Here is a 21,391-nt window from a genome sequence, read left to right as displayed (position 1 = left end):
GATCCCTCCTATGTTATTGATAGTATGGTTGGCGAACCATTTCTATTATAACATAGGAGTTTTTTCTTGAAGCTGAAGCTTATGTGGGTCACACCAGCATAGCTGGTGGTTTATTTTTATTGCTATACAAAAAGGATGCCCCACTAATCCCTAGTGGGGCATCCTGTCATATTTACTATACATATCCCACTAATTCCTAGTGGGGAACCCTATCACATATCTATCATATTATCTATACCTCAAACAACATATCTCCATATGATGGTACAGGCCATATTTCCTTGTCTACAAGCATCTCTAGCTCATCGATAGGAGAGCGGAGAGCATTCATAGCAGTGAAGACAGTGTCTCTGTAGTATTCTGCCTGTTCTTTGCCCTCTGGCATTGAAGATCCTATATTGGATACTTCGATGAGAGTTGTCAATGCGTTCTGTGTCTTTGCGAGAAGGTCAGAACACTTTTTGAGAAGTTCGGTCTGAACTGATGTGTTGGCTTCTGGGCAAGCTGTGTTGATGCTATTGATGGAACCGGCAAGTTTTGTGACGTACTTGATAATTGCAGGTACATACTGCTTTGATGCCATCTCTATCATAGTCTTGGCTTCGATATTGATAACTTTTGAGTATGCCTCGTAGTTGATCTCAGCTCTAGACTCTAGCTCTGTGAGGGAGAGGACATTTTGTCTCTCGAAAATCTTTATGGTCTTTGGATCGAGGAATGATGCAGTTGCATCAACCATGTTGGTGACAATTGGAAGATTTCTTCTATGTGCTTCCTCAACCCAGTCTTCAGAGTAGCCGTTTCCGTTGAAGATTACACGACTATGCTCCTTGAGAGTTCTCTGGATAAGATGATCGAGAGCTGAGTCAAAGTCTTCAGCTGCATCAAGTTCATCAGCCATATCCTGTAATACGTCTGCAACAGTTGTATTTAGGACTGTATTAGCTCCGGCAATTGACATCGAGGATGCAACCATGCGGAATTCAAACTTATTACCTGTAAAGGCAAATGGTGATGTCCTATTGCGGTCAGAGGCGTCCTTTTTAACGGATGGGAGAGTGTTTACTCCGATATCCATGCGCTCTGACTTGATACTGTGTGTTGCCACACCATTTTCTATAATCTGTTCTACTATGTCTTCTAGCTGTTCGCCAAGGAAGATTGAAACGATGCTAGGTGGTGCCTCGTCGGCTCCGAATCTGAGGTCATTTCCCGGATTTGAAGCTGACATTCTGAGGAATGCAGCGTTTTCATCGACCGCCTTGATTACAGCAGACAAGAATAGTAGGAATTGTTTATTTTTATGTGGTGATGAGCCGGGACTGAGAAGGTTTTTGCCGGTGTCGGTGACAATTGACCAGTTATTGTGTTTACCGGATCCATTGACACCCGCAAATGGCTTCTCGTGGAGAAGACATTCGAGATTGTGTCTTCTGGCCACTTTCTTCATAGTCTCCATAACAAGCTGATTGTGGTCAGTTGCTATGTTGGCGGTATCATATATAGGTGCCATCTCGTGCTGAGCTGGGGCAACCTCGTTATGCTGTGTCTTTGAAAGGATTCCAAGTTTCCAAAGTTCGATGTTGAGTTCGTTCATGAATTTGGCCTGGCGCTCACGGATGCTTCCAAAGTAGTGATCCTCCATTTCCTGACCCTTTGGTGGCATGCAACCGAAGAGAGTACGACCGGTAAAGATGAGGTCATCACGTTTCATGAACATATCTCTGTCAACGAGAAAATATTCCTGCTCGGCACCAACAGAACAGTCGATTTTGGTTACATCTTTTTCATCAAAGTGCTTGAGAATTCGAAGAACCTGAGTGTTCAATGCTTCGATAGAGCGAAGAAGAGGAGTCTTCTTGTCCAATGCTTCGCCTGTATATGAGCAGAATGCAGTAGGAATGCAAAGTGTAACTCCCAAAGCATCTTCTCTGAGGAAGGCTGGAGATGTGCAATCCCATGCTGTATATCCTCTCGCCTCAAATGTGGCTCTTAGACCGCCTGAAGGGAAGGAAGAAGCATCTGGTTCACCTTTGATAAGCTCTTTTCCGTTGAACTCGAGAACCGCTCTTGAATCAGATTCTGCGCTTATGAAGGAATCATGCTTTTCTGCAGTGATACCGGTCATAGGCTGGAACCAGTGAGTATAGTGAGTGGCTCCGTTAGCCAACGCCCACTCCTTCATACCATGTGCGACGATATTAGCTACTTCAGGAGAGAGTTCTTCTCCGTTTTCGATTGTTGATTTGAGTCCTTGGTAAGTCTTCTTTGGGAGATATTCTCTCATGACGTCGTCATTGAAGACTTTGGTTCCAAATACATCAGCAATAATATTCTTTTCCATTTAGCAATGTGCAGGTTTTTGATACCCGCGCCTCCTTATAAAAAATGTTGGTGATTACCGCAATGAAGTGTAGAAAAAACCGCCTCATTAAAAAAATAATCACATAATATATGTTATCATTTATGACGAAAAAGTAAAGTTTTTTTTGAAATAATTACATTTTTAAGTTTGCACGGGTCAAAAGTTTAGTAAAAAAAGTCACGGGCGGAAAATTTTATAGATTTTTTTAGAAAAATATATTGAAATAATTCAGTAAAAAAGTTACAATTATAATCGGATAAAATTTTGAAAAGTGGAGGACTGCAGAATGAGTAATTCATCAAAAATGTCGGCAAAACAGCGAATTGAAGCACTTGTCGACGCTAACAGTTTTGTTGAAATTGGCGGAAACGTTACAAAGCGTAATACTGATTTTAACATGCAAGAGCAGACTGTACCAGCAGATGGAGTCATAACCGGATATGGAGTTATTGATTCTGAGCTTGTATATGTGTACAGCCAGGACGTTACAGCAATGAATGGTTCAATCGGTGAGATGCATGCCGGTAAGATAGCTAGACTTTATGATATGGCTATGAAGGCAGGCGCACCAGTGATTGGTCTTATTGATTGCGCAGGAGTCAGAGTCCAGGAGGCGGTTGACGCTTTGGCTGGATTCGGTCAAGTTTATATGAGCAAGGTTAAAGCTAGTGGAGTTATACCGCAGATTAGTGCAGTGCTTGGAGCATGTGGTGGTGGTTCTGCAGTATCTTCTTTGTTGAGTGATTTTACATTCATGGATGCAAGCAATGGTAGACTGTTTGTAAACTCACCTAATGCTATAGATGCTAATAATATTGACAAATGTGATACTTCATTGGGAGAATTTCAGGCTAAAGCGGGAAATGTTGATTTCTTATGTGAGAATGAAGCGGAAGTTTTAACAGGAATTCGTTCACTTATCAGTGTGCTTCCTGCAAACTTTGACGATTATGCCGGAATGGAGAATGATGATGACATGAACAGAGTTATTTCTGGTTTTGATGTCAAGAATCCAGCAGCAAGTCTTGCTGAAATCGCTGATAACAATAATTTCATTGAAGTTAAGAAGAATCATGCAACAGATATGATTTGCGGACTTATGACACTCAATGGTGTGACTGTAGGTGCTGTTGCCAACGGCGCAGATGCAGTATTTACAACAGCGGGATGTAAGAAAGCTGAGAAGTTCGTATACTTCTGTGATGCATTTGGAATTCCTGTGATTACATTTACCAATGTTAAGACATATGCTTCATCTAAGGAAGAGGAGATGACTATTGGACAGGCAGTAGCTGATCTTACTTGCGCATTTGCAAGTGCAGAGGTTGCCAAGGTTAATGTCATTACCGGAGAGGCCTTTGGAAGCGCATATATCGCTATGAACTCACGTCATATCGGCGCTGATCTGGTTATCGCACTTGAAGGTGCTAAGGTTGGTGTTATGGACGCTGAGAACGCAGTTAAGATTATGTATGATGATATCAAAGATTCAAGCGAGCTTGATGAGAAAGTCAAGGAGTTTGATGCTATGCAGTGCGATGCAAACAATGCTGCAAAGCGCGGTTATGTAGACAATATTGTCGAGGCATCAGAACTCAGAAAACAGCTTATCTATGCAATGCAGATGTTTGGAATGAGGTGAGTTGAATGACGAATGTAGCTAATGCACCGATGACAAGTGATGTGACTACTATACCTCAGGCTCTCGTTAATACAGTTGTGGCTATGGCTGTTGTATTTGCGGTACTCATATTCATAGCACTCGTGATTTCTTTGTTCAAGTTCATCCCTATGCTCATGCAGAAGAAGTCAATGGAGATTTCCAATGCGGCCAAGGCTGAGCGCGAGAAGAACAAGAAGCCGGAGGAGTCAGTTGAGGCGCCGGCACCGGTTGCCACTCAGACAGATGACAGTCAGATAGTTGCTGTTATCATGGCGGCAGTTTATGCGGCGATGGAAGAAGAGGGAACACCGATTCCAGCTGAGGGTTTGGTAATTAGATCAATAAAAAAACGTTAATATAATTAGGAGGACTATACTCATGAAAAGTTATACAATAAGGGTTAATGGAGTTGCGTACGATGTTGAAGTTGAGGAAAGAGGAGCAGGAGCAAGTGCTGTAAGTGCACCTGTACCGGTTACAAGAGTTGAGCCATCTGCGCCAGCACCAGCACCAGCTGAAGCGCCTAAGAAGTCTAGTGGTGGAGCAGGCGGAACTAAGGTTACTGCGCCAATGCCAGGTAAGATTCTTGCAATTAAGGCCAATGAAGGCGCAAGTGTCAAGAAGGGAGATGTAATTCTTCTTCTTGAGGCTATGAAGATGGAAAACGAAGTTGTTGCACCAAAAGATGGTACAATTGCTAGTATAGATGTTAACTCCGGTGATATGGTTGAGGCCGGCGATTTGTTAGCGACTTTGGACTAATATCACAAATGGAGGTGTAAAGTAGATGGATGTATTAAATAATCTTCTCCATCAAACAGCATTTGCCAATGGTTCGCTTGATTGGCGTAGTTATGTCATGATTTTGGTTGCATTTGTATTCTTATACTTGGCAATCAAAAAGGGTTATGAACCATTGTTGCTTGTACCAATTGCATTTGGAATGTTGCTTGTTAATATCTACCCACCAATTATGGAGAAAAATGGTCTCTTGAGTTTTTTCTTCCAGTTGGATGAGTGGAGTATCTTGCCATCGTTGATTTTCCTTGGAGTAGGAGCGATGACAGACTTTGGACCGCTTATAGCAAATCCGAAGAGTTTCCTCTTGGGAGCGGCGGCACAGTTTGGTATATTTGGAGCCTATTTGTTGGCTATTATCATGGGATTCAACGGCAAAGCAGCTGCCGCAATCTCTATTATCGGTGGTGCAGACGGCCCTACATCAATCTTCCTTGCCGGTAAGCTCGGACAGGTTGACCTCATGGGACCTATCGCAGTAGCGGCATATTCTTATATGTCACTTGTACCAATTATTCAGCCACCTATCATGAAACTTCTTACAACAGAAAAAGAGCGTAAGGTCAAGATGGAGCAGCTCAGACCGGTTTCTAAGCTTGAGAGAATCTTGTTCCCAATCGTTGTTACAACTGTTGTATGTATGATTCTTCCAAGTACAGCACCACTTGTAGGTATGCTTATGCTTGGTAACTTGTTCAAGGAGTCAGGTGTTGTTGGACAGCTTGCAGAGACTGCTTCTAATGCACTTATGTACATTGTAGTTATCTTGCTCGGTACATCAGTAGGAGCTAAGACAAGTGGAGCGAACTTCCTCAATGTAGATACATTGAAGATTGTTGTGCTCGGCTTGTGTGCATTTGCAGTTGGAACAGCATCCGGAGTATTGCTTGGAAAAGTTATGTGTAAATTATCCGGCGGTAAGATTAACCCACTTATAGGATCAGCGGGAGTATCGGCTGTACCTATGGCGGCTCGTGTATCGCAGAAGGTTGGTTCAGAGGCAGACCCTACAAACTTCCTTCTCATGCATGCTATGGGACCTAACGTGGCAGGAGTTATCGGAACAGCTGTTGCGGCCGGTGTATTCATGGCAATCTTTGGTATATTCTAATTAAGTGACTATTAATACTGCCAAGTCAATTTGGCAGATATTCGATAAATGGAGGCAAATTATGGCAAATAAAAAAGTTGAAAAAAAGCCCGTTAAGATTACGGAAACGGTACTTCGAGATGCCCATCAGTCATTGATTGCTACTCGTATGACAACAGAGCAGATGTTACCTATCGTTGATAAGATGGATAAGGTCGGTTATCATGCAGTAGAGTGTTGGGGTGGAGCTACATTCGATGCATCACTTAGATTTTTGAAGGAAGATCCATGGGAGAGACTTCGTAAGCTCAGAGATGGATTTAAGAATACAAAACTTCAGATGTTGTTTAGAGGACAGAATATCCTCGGTTACAATCACTACGCAGATGACGTAGTAGAATACTTCGTTCAGAAGTCATTGGCAAATGGTATTGATATCATCAGAATATTTGACTGTTTGAATGATATCCGCAACCTTGAAACTGCAGTAAATGCAGCAAATAAAGAGGGCGGACATGCTCAGGTCGCACTTTCCTATACACTTGGTGATGCATATACACTCAAGTATTGGGAAGATATTGCGAAGAAGATTGAGGACATGGGTGCTAAGTCACTTTGTATCAAGGACATGGCTGGACTCCTCACTCCTTACAAGGCAACAGAGCTTGTTACAACACTTAAGAAGGCAGTATCAATTCCTATTGACTTGCACACCCATTACACTTCAGGTGTTGCATCGATGACGTATCTGAAGGCAGTAGAGGCTGGATGTGATATCATTGATACAGCTATGAGTCCATTTGCGCTTGGAACAAGTCAGCCGGCTACAGAAGTTATGGTAGAGACATTCCGTGGAACAGAGTATGATACAGAACTTGATCAGGATCTCTTGTCTGAAATTGCAGACTACTTCCGCCCAATGCGTGAGCAGGCTCTTGAAAGTGGACTTATGAGTACTAAGGTTCTCGGAGTTAATATCAATACACTTCGCTATCAGGTTCCTGGAGGAATGCTTAGTAATCTCGTGTCTCAGCTCAAGGAGATGGGACAGGAAGACAAGTTCCGCGAAGTGCTTGAGGAAGTTCCACGAGTTAGAAAAGACTTTGGTGAGCCACCACTGGTAACTCCATCATCACAGATTGTAGGAACTCAGGCAGTTCTTAATGTGGTATCAGGTGAGCGTTACAAGATGGTTACCAAGGAGTCCAAGAAACTTCTCAGCGGTGAGTTTGGTCAGACTGTTAAGCCTTTCAACAAAGAGGTTCAGAAGAAGTGCATCGGCGATGTCAAGCCTATCACTTGTAGACCAGCTGATCTCATCGAGCCACAGCTCGAGTCTTTGGAGAAAGAGATGGAACAGTGGAAAGAGCAGGATGAGGACGTATTGTCTTATGCGCTTTTCCCACAGGTTGCAACAGACTTCTTCAAGTATCGTGAGACACAGAAAACTAAGATTGATCCAACTCTTGCAGACAAGGACAATCAGGTTTATCCTGTTTAATTAGAATTAACTACAGATATTATTTATCCCTCGACAGACCTGCCGGGGGATAATTTATGTAAACAAGCTAGGAGATAGTAAATGAACGATTTGCAGAAAATATTGGATGCTGAGCTAGGGGAAACTCTCCAAAAAATCATTATAAGTAATCCCAAGGCCAAGGGGAGCGTAAGCAAGGTGGTTGTCAGACCATTTTTGCAAAAAGATGAAGTCTGTTTTCAAGCAGAGAGCTTTAAAAACAATCAGGCTTTTCACAAGAATTATAGCAAGGAAGATGTAATGAAATATGTGATGAAGCTTATGGTTGATGACTTTAAGCAGTGTGAGATATTCGCTGAACAGAACATTTATAGAGTTCTTGTCAGCAAAAAAGGAAAGGTGAATATCAAGAAGAAAGTCAATTCTGAGGCGGGGCTTAGCACCAAGTATACCATGACTCACAATCGGCAAAAAAAGTATATACTGGATGCCACGGAGAATGTGATTCCGTTCTTAGTTGACCTTGGTGTGCAGGCTCAGGATGGAAAAATTATCGATAAGAAGTACAAAAAATACAAGCAAATCAACAGATTTCTCGAGTATATTAGGGATGTATTGCCATATCTTGACAAGAGCAGGGAGATTACGATAGTTGATTTTGGTTGTGGCAAATCCTATCTGACATTTGCGATTTACTATTACCTGACGGTGCAGAATGATTTTAAAGTGAATATGGTTGGCTTGGACCTCAAGGAGGATGTTATCGAGCATTGCAATAAGCTTGCAGAGCAGTACGGCTACGATAAACTCAAGTTCTATGTGGGAGATATAGCTGATTTTGAGGGCAAGAAAAGAGTGGATATGGTGATTACACTCCACGCCTGCGATACAGCCACAGATTATGCTCTCGAGAAAGCAGTCAAATGGTCCGCCAAAGTTATTCTCTCAGTACCTTGTTGCCAACATGAGCTTAATAAACAAATCAAGGCAGAGGAGTTGTCGCCGATTCTAAAGCATGGAATTCTCAAAGAGAGATTTGCCGCCCTTGCGACGGATGCTATTCGTGCGGAAATCCTTGAATCCAAGGGATATGATACAGATATTCTGGAGTTTATCGACATGGCACATACACCCAAAAATTTGCTGATCAGAGCTGTTAAGAAGGGCAAAGATAAAGGCGAGATAGATGCCAAAACTTCAAACATGTGCGATATGTTAAATGCTCATTTGACATTGGAAAAACTACTTGGCTAAAGGTGTAAATAATCGGACTATTTGTCCGATATAATATATAAGAAACATAGATGAATTCATTGTGTGTAACCCTTTTATAACAACTCTACCCCTAGTAAGGGCAGAGCACCTCAAAGGAGGAGATTAAAGCAAACACAGTAGAAAAGATAATCGGAACTAAGATTATCAATCCTGTGTTAAGGGCTAATAGACTTCGTGAGGAAAGGAACGACGGGGGTTCACGGGGACAGAGGGCATTTGAAGAATATATGATGAGCCCGAGAGAAAAGGAAGAAGAAACTGAAAGAGAAACATCGGAACTCAGGCAAATCAAAGCAATGGAGCAATACAATATGAATGCTCAAAGAGTATACTTTATGATGAACTCTCGAACAGACTTTAAGTGTTAGCCAGACCAGGCAGGGGGCTGTAGTGTAAGAGAAATCGCGCGGCGGCTTTTTGTAGAACTGGAGACATATAACATAGATTGATAAATGTTCTGATTATAAAAACGGAAGAATGGGAGCTATGACCTTGTGGTTGTAGCTCCTATTTGACTAGAAACGCATATTGCTTGTAAATAATAATAGAGAATTGCGATTTATACGGAACTTTCCCGTGATTTTAATGTATGAACAGTATAGTTTTACGCACAAACGACACTTGACATTGCAATTTGACTAGATTATAATTAGTCTGTACTTTCTGAAATGTTTAATTCTTCTATGGAATCCACCGTGGTTTCATTGGTTGACGCTGATAGTGGACCAAGCGTCTTGATTGTCCTACCGTGGGGGGACTCTAATTAAGATAAGTGAGGAATTACATGAATAGAAAGGGTTTTAGAAAAGATATGATGAGAGGCTTAGCTGTTGGGCTTACTTGCTTGAGCCTCGTTAGTCCGGTTTATGATGTAAATCATAATTATGGACAGGGAAGAGATGTTATATCCGGAAGCAGAGTAAATGCTGCAATGGCTGATGCAGCGGTGGAAGTTACAAGTAGACCACTTGTTGTCAAGAAACTGAGGGATAGGACTATTTTCGATTTGGGAAATGGAAGGAAAAAGGCTGAAGTCTATCCCAATGACGTCAGATTCAAGGATGACAAGGGTGAGTATCAGGATTATGATACAAGTCTTGTTAAGAAAAACCATGAGTATACAACTGCCAATAGCGACAAGATGTCGCATTTTCCAGAGAAGATTGATAGAGAATCACCTATTACAACAGAAAATGATGAATATAGCATAGATATGTTCTGGGGAACTAAGGGAAAGAAGACTTCATCTAATATGCAGATTGGCCAAGAGAAGGTTGAGGATATAGATGGAGAGACCTCTGAGAAGATCACCAGTGTGACTTATGGAGGTTTTGATGACAATGTTAAGCTTCGCTATGAATCAAGTATTGAGGGGATGAAGGAAACTATTATTCTCGGAGATAGAGATAGTAGTCGAGAGTACGGATTTAAGCTTGATTTGAAGAATTGTCAGATAATTTCTCTGAGAGAGCTTCAGAAGGACACCCCTAAGTATACAGGAAAGATTTCCACAAAGGCAGGGGAGAATCTATATATCTATGATCTCAAGAAGGATAGACTTGTTGGGGCGTTACCGTCGGCGTTTATGATTGATGCCAAGGGAAGATATTCGGATGCCTGCAGATATGAGATTTCTCTTGTAGATAGACGTGAAGAAGAGGATATTTATTCTTACAGACTTAAACTTGTACTGGACGATGAACTATTAGATTCAGATAAGTGCGCATATCCGGTTGAAGTTGATCCTAGTGTTGTTTGGGATAATACAACAGCTGCCAAGCTCACATCTGGATATGTGTGTAGGACTAGTCCTGAAAAAGTATATACCAAGAATAATACATGCATTAATTGTGTTGGTAAGAGAGAAAAAGCTGAAGATGTATGTAGAACATATATTAATTTTTCCGGAATCAACTCGGGGCTATATGGCAAGTATATAGAATCTGCTAAGCTCACAGTAAAGACTGTGGACTCTAGTGTGGATATGCCTATATATATCAAGACTCTCAGTCAGCGCTTGAATATGTCTACGCTGTCATATAACAATCAACCGTCAAAGGTGGAAAAGCTTGTTGGCGAGTTTAAGACTACCAAGTCCAGTGAGATGGTATCAATTGACCTTGATACTGACGTCTTATACAATCGCTCTAGAAATGCAGAATCCATATACGGATTTGAGTTTTCAGATTCTCCCAAAGATGACAATATGACATCATCTAAGAGAGCGTGGATATTTAACGAGAGTACTGTTAATGCTGCCAAGATGCCAAAGCTTGAGTTGACCTACTCGAAGTTTGACTCTAGTGATTCGCCGGAATTATCCTATGATGCTAAGCTTTCCTATGGAGGATACGCAGGGGAGGAGCAGGACGGCGTCACTTGTGGATATATAGGTGAAGATGAGAGTTTTAAGGGAATTAGCATGTCATTGGCTGATAACGGATATCAGGTAAAAGGAGTTATGTACAGAGCATACTTTGAAAATAGTGGCTGGTCTGATTGGAAGACTTCAGGTATGATATCCGCGGAAAACAATGGTGATATGAAAGCTATAGAGGCTAAGGTATATGAAGATAGTGCCTGCAAAACTCTGAGTACAAAGTATAATATCTTTTACAGAACATATATCAAAGATAAGGGATGGCTCGGATGGGCCAAGAATGGCGAAGAAGCAGGAGATTATCAGGATGATGCTACAATAGAAGGATTTCAGGCAGTAGTAGTTCCGAGACTTAAGTACAAGGTAAATGCGACCAGAAACAACGGAAATATTAAATCAAGTATATATTCTGATAAAGATTTTAGCGGAGAGGTAGACAAAGGGGAACGTGTATATGGCATTGGATGTCAATTTGCAGACTATTATATGACACAAAAGCATGCCATAGATATGGATGTTTACTATGAGAATTCCGCCAATAATACAACTGTTAAAAGCAGTAATAATGGAACATATAACCAGGGTATATGTAATCAGAACAACAAGATTGTTGGATATAATGCATACCTTGATGATATAGATTTGAGAGCTAAGTATGATATAATTCATTTGGCCAAGATGACATATGATGATGATACCGAAGCTTTTGTTAGCAACAAGAAAATATCCGGATCCAAGGTTGGAAGTGGATTGGCAGAGTTTGTGGGAATCAGATTGGTCCCTAAGGATTATGATTATGGCAAGAAGTCATGCTTGAGTGATAGATTTATCCCGGAGCAAGATGGATATTCCTTTGTAAATACAGGCTCTTCGTTCCAGTATTACCCTAATTACAAGATTCCGCTTTCAAAGTATAGAGTGCTATATGGCGATTTTGAAGGTGAGACACTTTACAGAAGGTCCAAATCATGGGGAGGAAGTTGCTTTGGAATGTCATTTTCCAGCATGGCTCTTCAAAGAGGATACTGGAATATAAGAGGACTTCTGGCACCTTGTATGAGTACGGCTAATTCCACTAACTCACTGTTTTCAAAGCAGTACACAACTAGCGAGAAAACCAAGGATTTGATTGAGTATGTTCAGTTAACAGCAGGATTTCACTATGATGACAAGACATATGACAATTCATATGATAATTATAAAGTGATTAGAGACAAGTTGATGGCTAGTAATGGACATGGATATATCATGATACTTCAATCACTTGGATATATCGATGGGAAATTGAGTGTATTATATGCACATGCAGTTGTTCCTACTGGTATTGAGCAAGTGGATGGCAATGGTGAGTATAAGATTACTCTATATGATCCTAACAAACCTGGTACAACCAGTGTTGCCAGCGTCAATACTAGGACCAATAAGGCGTCATATGACACATATACCAGATTCGCGTTGCTAGATGTGAAGAAGATGTTAGAGGAAAAGGATGATGTATTCGATGTGATATGGAATAATTCAACAACAGGAGATGATACTATGTATGCTCCTGCGTCTGTATCAGATTCTAATCAGATATTCCTTTTCGGAGATAATAGTGCAGAAATCTGTGATTCAGAGGGAAATAAGATTCATGAGTCAAAGATTAGATATATAGGAGCTGACCTTGCAATAGTAAATGCAGAAGATAAAAGTTATACTATCAAGTGTAGTGGAAAACAAAAAGCAGATGTGCTAATAAGCAATGGAGATACTTGTGTTGATTATACACTTGATAATAATAAGGCGGTTATTGAAGCAGCATTTGACAACAAAGACGAGATAGAGACAAGGATCAAGTCGATTGACAAAAATGCTAAGGTAGTTATGAAAAACAGCTCCGGAGAGAAAAAGAAAGTTAATTCTGCTACTCGTGGATTTAGAGCGAGATGTGGAATTGATTTAATAAAATCAATCAAAGGAGAGTAGAAAAATGAGAAGAATATCATTGTTTCTAGCAACTGCACTAGTTGTGAGTTCGATTAGTGTAGCCCCAGAGGTTAGCTTACATGCAAAGGGTAAAGTTAAGCTGAGTTCGAAAAAAGTTACTGTTAATGTCGGAAAAACCAAGAAGCTTTCTGTGAAGAATTATAAGAAGAAAGCAACTTGGAAAATTTCCAAGGGCAAAAAGTTTATCAAGATTTCTGCCAAGAAAGCTAAGGGAATCAAGATAACTGGCCTCAAAAAAGGCAATGCTAAGATCCTATGTAAGGCTGGTAAGAAGAAACTTGTATGTGTTGTCAAGGTAAAAGCTGACAAAGTAAATACAGCTAATACAGCTAATACAGCTAATACAGCAACAAGTACACCAAAAGCTTTATCGACAGCAGCGCCAACTGCATCAACTAGACCAACCCATGCTCCGACATCCGACAGGATGATGGCTGAGCCACTTAAGGTTGAGCAGGCGATTGATGGTGGAAGTATGGTATTTAGTTTGGATAAGTATTATTACTTCTATGGAACAGAGATTTCCAGAACAAGCATCGAGTCTGTAGAATTTATGAATACATCTAAAGTTCCTAATACATCAGATGTTTTAGGTGCATATGATATTTCGGAAAAGCAGAACAAAAGCGTTATGGCTTGGTATAAGGATGCTGATAAAGATGGATTTTTTGAGATGTATATCGGTCAAGATGGCGGAGTAGTTGCTAATCCTAACAGTGATTATATGTTTTGTTGGATTGCAGGAACCGCAGAGAAGAGTTCTGCCCTAGATGACTCTAAGTGTTTACTTGGCTTGGAAAATCTATATACAGAGGATGTAGAGTCAGCAAATTATATGTTTGCATGTTTTGGTTGGTATAATTTCCAGAAGATTTCTCTTGGAGATTACTTTGCCACATCAAATCTCAAAAGTGCACTTTACATGTTTGCAGATGCAGGACACAACTCAGAAATCTATCTTGGTAAAGCCTTTTCGCTTGACAAACTCGAGGATAAGAACTTGAGCAGTATGTTTGCAGGCAGATCAGGTAGAGTTTCAAAGGTTGTTGTGCCAAAGGCAGTAAAGGAAAGATTTGACAAGACTAAGGAAATTGCCGGCAGTATAGAAGTAGAAGTTATTAAATAAGTCTGCTCTGATATAATATATATTGTTATTATTCTGGGGCTGTCGCACTAAGACAGTCTAAAAACAGGAAGAGTCCAACCGACTCGAGACGCAATGCATGCGCATTGAAGTCTCTCTCTGGTTGGCCTCTTCCTGTTTCCTTACATGTCTTATAAGCGGGGGAAGTAAGATATGGCCTTTAATCCGTATTCCCTGGCTCAGGGCAGCCCTTCAAGCTTCAAGAAATACGGATATTTCTTATATCCCTCACGCTCAATCAACAAAGAATATTAACAAAATCTCCCTAATTTAGCCCCAATTATTAAAAGAAATCGCAGTTTACATTTGAATGATTGTTTGATATACTTGTTGTACTAAGTGAACAACTTAGTAACTTGTTTAATGGAAATATTAGTAGGGTGTACAATATCTACAATATCAAGAAAAGGGGGTTTTTAATGAACAAAAGTGTTATCAAGTATAAGACTCCAAACGCAGATACTATAGAAGCAATACGAGAGGTGCAACAGTTAAAAAACAATCCTGATAAAAAAACATATACATCTTTCAGCGAGCTATTAGAGGAGATAGACACAATATGGCGTGATGATAATTAGAACCATCCATATTGAAAAATAGCCCCCAATGTAGTATAATAAAAGTTAGCTTTAGTATACAGAGAAAGGAGATTTGTTATTAATGAAGAAAAATATCATTAAAAGAATTATGGCAGTCTTTATGGTATTTGTTATGATGTTTACTTGTGGAGCATTTGACAATATCAAGATTGCTAAAGCAGCAACAGACACAATTACATTGACTTTTGGTGGTTTGTATGAGAGAACTACCGTTGAAGAAGAGGATGAAAATGGTAAAAAGGAAAAGAAGATAGTAGATAATCCGTATTCAGATAGTGAGTTGTATCGTGGAAACTCAGAATCTACTACAGTTCTTGGTACTACAACCGGTCTTGTGAATGGTGATGTATACATTGATGCCGGTTCACGTATTGACTTTGATGTAGATAATACGGGTGGTAAGTTCCAAGCGTACTTTACATCAAGTACCAGCTCAGAAGATAATATTGGTGATAGCCTAGCTGTGTCAGGAGGTTACTCAGAGTGTCAAAATACAGCTGATGGAAAAGCGACATTTAAGCTTGTTGGGGATAAGCTTCAGATTGCTTATTATGATGAAAATGGAAGTTATAATTTCTCAAACAAGTCCAAGGACTTTTTTATTAGATTGACACCTATGGAAGGTAGTGGTCGTTCCTATACGATTGCAGTGCATGTTTTGCAAAGTGATGAAGTCGCAATTGAGGGTGAAACTGCTTCAGTGCGCCAGGGACAGAACAGAGGTCTTGAATTAGTCAAGATTATTCGTGATGATAAAGGAGAAATCATAGGTAGATCAGATAATGTATGTACAGATGGTTATGAATGGACTGTAGGAAATTACAGTACAACCGATGAAGAAGCAGGAGTGATGGGAGAGATATCTGTATCTGGAACAGGTGCTACACTCCATCAACAGCAAAACAGCGCTATTTTTAGTGCATATGCAGATAGAGGAACTGGAAGTGTATATATTACTGCGAAATCAACTTCTGGTATTAGAGACGAGGATAATACTAAATCGTTTATCGCTATCAAGCGCAGAGGAGTTGTGACTAGTGCCGTACTTCCTGTAGAGAAGTGGATTCCAGCGACAAAAGTTGCTTTTGTCGGAGATAAAGATGATGCGGGATTCGTGAATTATAACTATCTCAAGGGAACAACTCTCAATCTAGGAAGTATGATTACTGCGGAGTCAGAGAGCTTTGATAGCAATGGCAAGATGATTACACCTAATGATGTTTACACATATACATCATCAAATGAGAAGGTAGCGTCGGTAAAAGGCTCAACACTTACTCTCAAGGGAACAGGCGATGTAGATATCACTGTATCAGCAGAGAATACCAATGTAACAGATAAATGTAAGATTCATGTATTTAATAAAACAAACACATTGAAGATTATGGCTGGCGATAATGATTTGTCAGGAAGTCAGACAACTATGAGAGCTAAGAATGAGCTCATATTAGATGTGGTTGAGGACAAAGATGCGAATGAGCCACTTAAATGGAACGAAAGTGCTATTGAAGATTACTTTACATGTGAATTGATAGGTAATACTGGCAATAAGAAGACATATAGATTCACAGCCAAAAATGTTACAGAAGTAAAAGATGTTGATTTGGTTGTGAGTACAGATAGAGATGGAGAGGATGTCGGACAGATCAATAATACTGTCAGAGTTAAGATTTCTCCTGCTATATCAGATGATTCCACTATAAAATCATTTGTTAGTTTCTCTGGAGGCGAGGAAGTTGAGACAGATGAAGTAAACTTCTATGAAGGTGAGAACCTGTCATTACTTTGTTATCCATATGATAGCGAAGGAGTTAGATATACTTTGCCAGACCAAATCGTATGGGATACGACAAGCAACAAGCAGTATGTAGATAGAACAGATTATCTTCATCTTGGACTTAGAAATACTTCAGCAACGAAATTAACATGGCTTGGTGCAGGTGATGAAACAACAACTATTACAGCTACTTCTATGAGTAATTCAGCTGTAACCAAAACTATAAAGGTAAATGCCAAGCAATTAATTAGTGAAGTAGATCTTAAAGTGGGAGAGACTACCGGAACACCATCAATAGCTCTTGGAAAGACAGCTCAGATTAATGCAGTGGTAACTCCAACAAATGCCGCTGAGAAACTTATGTACGTATCTGAGTATCCTGATTATATCTCAGTTGGAGAAGATACAGGATTATTGGAAGCCAAGAAGTCTACATCTGAACTTGCGGCTACTAAGAGTGGTGTAAATATCAGAGTATATGCATATCACTCACATGGTCCTGCGTTCTCTAATGGAAAAGATGAGAAGCGCTTGGTCGGAACTATAAAGGTTAAGGGAGTTAAGGCAGGAAATGTCGAGATTGATCCAATCAATAAAGATATAATTCATACCAATAATACACCATTTACATATACATTTAAAGCATATGAAAATGGTTCATCAATTCAAAATCCTAATGCAAATTGGGCTATTGAAAATGATAAGGTTGTTGAGTTTAATACTTTTGCAGGAACAACTGTTACTGCAACTCAAAAGTTAATTGGAGAAACTGTAATTACAGCAGAGTATGGTGGACAGGAGGCTGAGTCTCAGCTCAAGGTTTACGGACTATTTAACGAAGAAGCTATTAGCATCACAGGTATTGATAGTGAATATGAGTATCTTCCGAATGGTGAAGTTCCTAATATTACTCCAGTAATTACTTCTCAGGGAATTGACTCAAGAGCGGATGAAAGTGGAAAGTATACTCTTGTTGAGGGTGAGGATTATGTAGTAAAGAATACTTACGAGAAGGGTAAGAATCAAGGAGGCTACAAGATTGAGTTTAGACCGGGAGATAATCTCCTTTACAGAAACTCTGGAACAACAGTTCACAATATTCAATATAAGGTAGTACCTAAGGTTATTGGAGATGGAACAAACGCTGATTCAGATATAGTTGTTGAGCAGACTAATTCCCTTACTTACAATGGAAGTGCTCAAAGTCCTGTATATAAAATTTCCTACAAAAAGGGAGATAATGTTCAGGAGCTTGTAGCCGGCAAAGATTACAAACTTACAGCTAGTGCAACAGATGCTGGAATCCATGAAGCTACAATTACTGGCTTAGGAAACTTTTCTGGTAGTTTCACTGTTGAATATACAATTGCCAAGGTGAATGTAGGAACATACTTCGATGATGTGAGAATAGCATTTAATTCAAGCGGAAGTCAGTCTATTCCTGATCAGATGTTCAACGGAACAGCAGTTAGTCCTAAGCTTGAGATATATGCAATTCTCAAAGATGGTACTACATCATGGAGCAACAAGCTCACTGTCAATAAGGATTATGAGATAGCATTCTCCGATAATGATAAGGTTGGAGAGGCAACTGCTACAGTAACCGGTAAAGGAAACTATGAGGGAACATTTTCACAGACATATAATATTACTCCAAAATTGTTCTCTGATACAGCTTCTTCGAATGGTGGAACGGTAACAATTCCAACTATTCCAAGTCAAGTTTATACAGGATATCCGATTATACCTTCTGTCAATGTGGTATTGGGATCATCAATTCCACTTGTATATGGTGTAGATTACGATGTGGTATGCACAAAGAATGTAGACTCATATAATGTATCCGGAGAAAATGCTGTATTTAAGATTATTGGTAAAGGAAACTATGCAGGTGAGAAACAGGCAACGTTTAGGATAGATCAAGCAGATTTGTCGAATACATCACTTGTAAAAGTTAAGGATATACCTACTCAGTATGATTGTAGTGCGCTCTTGACTCCATCAATTGATGTATATATGGGTGATTATAATCTTGTTAAAGGCAAAGATTATGATATTATCTATGGTAATAGCAAGACAAGTCCTACAACAGCCTATAATTATCATGCCGGAAACGGTGCCGGTGTTGTGACAATTGTTCCTGTAAGTGGATCGAATGTCAAGACAAACTTCAAGGCAACAACATCAACTACAATCCTCAAGGAGAAGGGACAGGAAGTGTTCTTTGATATCGCCAATAAGGATGTAAAATTTGCTGCGGATGATATCTCGATTAAGAACGCAAATGGAAATCCGATAGAGGATGATAAGATATTTGTTAACAAGAAGGGTACAACTTCTAATCCGGTTGTCAATAGCACTGTTGAGTATGATATCGAAGCTATCAAGAAAGATGGAACAGAGTGTGATGATATCGTATTCGCATCATCTACAAGCAATGATATTTTCAGTTTTAAAACTGTTGTAGAGGATGGAACTAAGGGAAATAAAGCTAAGCTTCTTGTTACCGGTAATAAAGCAGGAACTGCCACACTTACACTTGTAACCCAAGAAGGTATGGCAAAGAATGTTACCGTAGTTGTAAATGAGCCGGCAACAGCTGTAGATATTACTCTTAGAGAGAATCCGGATCCTAAGTCTAAGACATATATAACAGAGTCATCAGGTTCATATTCGGTATATGAGAACCATGATTACTATCTTGGAACTAAGCTTACTGCTTCAACATCAACAGATACCGTTAATTGGACTAGCAGCAATGACAGTGTTGCATCTGTTGATTCAGAAGGAAAGCTTACAACATATAAGAGTGGTACTGTTTCAATTACAGCTACTACAAAAGCAACAGAAGTTCATCCTGGTGGAGTTTATAAGACCATAAGAGTTGTTGTAATGAAAAATATCATGGCAGACAATGTAACTCTTAGTGCAGACAAACTCAACCTCTATATCGACAAAGAAGAGTATAAGACTGCTAAGCTCACAGGAACAGCAACTTCTAACGAAGGAAATGTAACAGAGCTTCTTGAGTGGACATCAACTAATGAGTCGGTTGTTAAGATTAAGGAAGGTCAGGGAACTGCCCTTGCTACTATCGAGGCGGTTGGACCTGGTAAAGCTATTATTACATATGGTAGTAAGCTTGCTGCCGGAGTTAAGGCTTCTTGTGAAGTTGAAGTAACGGCCACAGTTTCATCAGTAAGTCTCAGTGACAGTGCTCAGACAGTTATTGAAGGAAATAGTATAAATCTTACAGCTACTTTAAATGAGTATGCTTCAGATGCATTTGTTTGGACTATTTCTAAGCCAAATGTAGTGGAAATGTCTGGAAATAATGAAGAATATACAGGAAATGCTCAGACTGTATCCATCAAGGGAGTGAAGGCCGGAAGTAGTGTAAATATAACTGTAAAGGCTAAGTCGAATAATCAGGTTACAGCATCATGTAAGGTGACTGTAATTCAGGATCCAACTAAGCCGACACCTACACCAACACCAAAGCCAACGGCATCACCTACTGATACCCCTACTGACACCCCTACGCAGGTACCTACAACAGCACCAACTGTTGCACCTACAGAAGCACCAACAGTTGCACCTACAGATGCGCCAACAAAAGCGCCAACTGCCATGCCAACAGTGGCACCAATAGTGCGTCCTACACTTGCACCTGTTAGCTCAGCAAATCCAAGTGCAGAGCCTTCAAGTACTGTGACACCGGGAATGCCAACAAATTCAGCTGATCCAACAATTGCTTCAGCAACACCAGATAGCGGTGTAGTTAACCAAGGAGCGGTTGTGAAAGTGTCACCTACTAAGATTCTTTCTGCCAAAGGAAAGAAGAAGAAGATTACTCTTAAGCTTAAGAAGGTACCTGGTGCTAAGTACGAGATTGTCTACTCTTTGAAGAAAAACTTCAAGAAGAAGAAGAAAAAGATTTCTTCAAAGAATAAGGTTGTCCTCAAGGGACTTAAGAAAGGCAAGAAATACTATATCAAGGTACGCGCCTTCAAAATTGTAGATGAGTCTAAGAAATACGACAAATTTACTGAAATTATCAAGGTTAAGAAGTACTCTAAATTCAGTAAGGTTGTAAAGGTTAAGGTTAAAAGATAAATAAAATGCGTTTCGCATATAACAATAGCCCTGGTTTTCCAGGGCTATTGCTATGAATGTGTTTTCTATATTGTTGTAATGTGTAAAATGATATTGTTTTGTTTGTTGGAGTATAGTATAATATAAAACGAGCATTTGATATTAGGCTATGTCAAAGCTAAAGATTACGTAATAATTATGTATTGATTAGGAGGATGTTGAATGAAATTAATAAGACAGACAAGGATTGTAGCACTGATACTTGCTTTGTGCATGGTTTTGTGTTGCTTTAGTGGTTATTCAAAAGCAGATGCAAAAGAAATAGTAAAAGAAGTAGAAGACAATGATTACAGAATCACAATTACCGAGCAATCCGCTTGGGATTCAGGCTCTGTAGCGGAAGTTCGGATAAAGAATACTTGCGACAAAGCTATTAGAAACTGGGGCGTATCACTATCGTTGACTTCTGGGAAAGTAATTAATTGCTGGAATACAGATGTTACCAACAAAGACAATCGATATGAGTTTAGATGCCATAATGACAACAGAGAAATAAAACCTGGAGAAGAAATAGCTTTTGGTTATCAGCTATCAGGGGCAGATATATCAAATGTTACTGATGTTAAATTAGTTAAATATTCTACGGAGAATAATAAATCTGAAGATTATTCTATCAATCACAGAATAGTAAATCAGTGGGATAATAAAGCCACTATAGAAACTGTTATTACCAATA

Annotated in this window: 13 protein-coding genes; 12 read left to right on the top strand and 1 reads right to left on the bottom strand. The window is 39.8% G+C overall.

Annotation, left to right across the window (positions count from 1 at the left end; all coding sequences use genetic code 11):
* Positions 1 to 232: 232 nt before the first annotated feature.
* Positions 233 to 2,344, bottom strand: a complete 2,112-nt coding sequence (locus L877_RS0109535; protein WP_026835873.1) for a glutamine synthetase III family protein — start codon at positions 2,342 to 2,344, stop codon at positions 233 to 235.
* Between the two features lie 307 nt (positions 2,345 to 2,651).
* On the opposite strand from L877_RS0109535, the gene L877_RS0109530 reads away from it, so the two are divergent.
* From L877_RS0109530 to L877_RS12905, 12 genes are all read left to right on the top strand, one after another.
* Positions 2,652 to 4,007, top strand: coding sequence for a carboxyl transferase domain-containing protein (locus L877_RS0109530; RefSeq protein ID WP_026835872.1), 1,356 nt, complete (start codon positions 2,652 to 2,654; stop codon positions 4,005 to 4,007).
* 5 nt (positions 4,008 to 4,012) lie between these two features.
* A complete protein-coding gene (locus L877_RS12915; RefSeq protein ID WP_051437799.1) occupies positions 4,013 to 4,384 on the top strand; it encodes an OadG family protein in 372 nt (123 codons plus the stop codon).
* A 22-nt stretch (positions 4,385 to 4,406) separates the two neighbouring features.
* The gene (locus tag L877_RS0109520; RefSeq protein ID WP_026835871.1) at positions 4,407 to 4,790 is read left to right on the top strand and encodes a biotin/lipoyl-containing protein; all 384 of its coding nucleotides are present in this window, start codon (positions 4,407 to 4,409) and stop codon (positions 4,788 to 4,790) included.
* 25 nt (positions 4,791 to 4,815) lie between these two features.
* A complete protein-coding gene (locus L877_RS0109515; RefSeq protein ID WP_026835870.1) occupies positions 4,816 to 5,937 on the top strand; it encodes a sodium ion-translocating decarboxylase subunit beta in 1,122 nt (373 codons plus the stop codon).
* 61 nt (positions 5,938 to 5,998) lie between these two features.
* The gene (locus L877_RS0109510) at positions 5,999 to 7,417 is read left to right on the top strand and encodes an oxaloacetate decarboxylase subunit alpha (protein WP_026835869.1); all 1,419 of its coding nucleotides are present in this window, start codon (positions 5,999 to 6,001) and stop codon (positions 7,415 to 7,417) included.
* 81 nt (positions 7,418 to 7,498) lie between these two features.
* On the top strand, positions 7,499 to 8,650 hold the full coding sequence (locus L877_RS0109505; RefSeq protein WP_026835868.1) for a class I SAM-dependent methyltransferase: 1,152 nt from the start codon (positions 7,499 to 7,501) through the stop codon (positions 8,648 to 8,650).
* Between the two features lie 248 nt (positions 8,651 to 8,898).
* Complete coding sequence (locus L877_RS14310) at positions 8,899 to 9,039, top strand: hypothetical protein (RefSeq protein WP_207637257.1); 141 nt, start codon at positions 8,899 to 8,901, stop codon at positions 9,037 to 9,039.
* A 416-nt stretch (positions 9,040 to 9,455) separates the two neighbouring features.
* On the top strand, positions 9,456 to 13,019 hold the full coding sequence (locus tag L877_RS0109495; RefSeq protein WP_026835867.1) for a hypothetical protein: 3,564 nt from the start codon (positions 9,456 to 9,458) through the stop codon (positions 13,017 to 13,019).
* A 4-nt stretch (positions 13,020 to 13,023) separates the two neighbouring features.
* Complete coding sequence (locus L877_RS0109490; protein WP_026835866.1) at positions 13,024 to 14,166, top strand: hypothetical protein; 1,143 nt, start codon at positions 13,024 to 13,026, stop codon at positions 14,164 to 14,166.
* A gap of 437 nt (positions 14,167 to 14,603) precedes the next feature.
* Positions 14,604 to 14,762 carry a hypothetical protein gene (locus L877_RS14225; protein ID WP_169729791.1) on the top strand — a complete coding sequence of 53 codons (159 nt, stop codon included), beginning with the start codon at positions 14,604 to 14,606 and terminating at the stop codon, positions 14,760 to 14,762.
* A gap of 82 nt (positions 14,763 to 14,844) precedes the next feature.
* Positions 14,845 to 20,676 (top strand): Ig-like domain-containing protein, encoded by a 5,832-nt coding sequence (locus tag L877_RS12910; protein WP_034785583.1) that lies wholly within the window; start codon positions 14,845 to 14,847, stop codon positions 20,674 to 20,676.
* Between the two features lie 201 nt (positions 20,677 to 20,877).
* On the top strand, positions 20,878 to 21,391 hold a 514-nt coding region (locus L877_RS12905; protein WP_034785581.1), incomplete at its 3' end, for a cellulose binding domain-containing protein.

Origin of the sequence: Eubacterium xylanophilum ATCC 35991, from assembly GCF_000518685.1 — a bacterium.
GTDB lineage: Bacteria > Bacillota > Clostridia > Lachnospirales > Lachnospiraceae > Eubacterium_F > Eubacterium_F xylanophilum.
This window is presented reverse-complemented; position numbering and strand designations above follow the sequence as displayed.